Genomic DNA, 885 nt, shown 5'->3' with positions numbered 1-885 from the left:
TTTACGCGGATCGAGTACGAGCCGGACGGCACACCGGTGCTGTCGGTTTCGGACTGTTTCATCACCCGGATCGGCCGGCCGGCGTCGGGCAATAAGGCGACCGAGTTTCACATCAATCCGTATTTCGGCAGTCATGCGGCCGGCCTTCAGTCGGGAACGGACAAGCTTCCGGCGTTTGACCGGAAACGGCCCGATCAGCATGTGGCCTCCATCTGGCACGGCCGTGAGTACATTTCCGGCCAGCCGTTCTATGCGTTCCCCAGCTGGTGGTGCTCGAGAGACTGGATCGAGCTGGCCAACCTGATTGCCCCGTTTCACATCAGTGGTCTCAAAAACGGCTACAACATCAAGTATGTGATCAAGGTGCCGAAGGATTACTTCGATAAGGAAGGCGGGCGTACACTTGACCCGAAAGAAGTCCAGAAGAAGTGGGCCGACTGGACGCAGAAGATGTCGGACTGGCTGGCCGGTACCGATAATGTCAACAAGGCGCTGATTGTACGGTATCTGCGGGGCGATGACGGCAAGGCGCTGGATGCGATCGATGTGGTACCGCTCAAAAATGAGAATTCCGACGATGCCTACAGCAAGGTCTGGGAGATGGCCAACATCGGCATTACCAACGCGGTCGGTATTCTGCCGGTGCTGGGCGGGGTAACCCCCGGCAGCAAATCCGGTGACTCGGGCAGTCAGATACGGGTAGTGGCCAACTACCAGCAGAGCTACCGAACACCGGTGCACCGGAAGATCATTCTGGAGCCCATCAACTTTGCGCTCCGGGCGATGGGCTACACCGATGTGGTGCGGCTATTCAAAGACGTTCAACTCACCACGCTGGATGCGGCTCCTTCGGGCACTCAGCCAGCGGTTAACGCAAACACGGCG

The 885-nt window shown here is 58.4% G+C and carries 1 protein-coding gene; it reads left to right on the top strand.

Annotation, left to right across the window (positions count from 1 at the left end; genetic code table 11):
• Nucleotides 1-885 (top strand): hypothetical protein (locus tag BLX24_RS33135; RefSeq protein WP_071506934.1); only part of this gene is annotated, 885 nt, incomplete at both ends.

It is taken from the genome of Arsenicibacter rosenii (assembly GCF_001870735.1).
Classification (GTDB): Bacteria; Bacteroidota; Bacteroidia; order Cytophagales; family Spirosomataceae; genus Arsenicibacter; species Arsenicibacter rosenii.
This window is presented reverse-complemented; position numbering and strand designations above follow the sequence as displayed.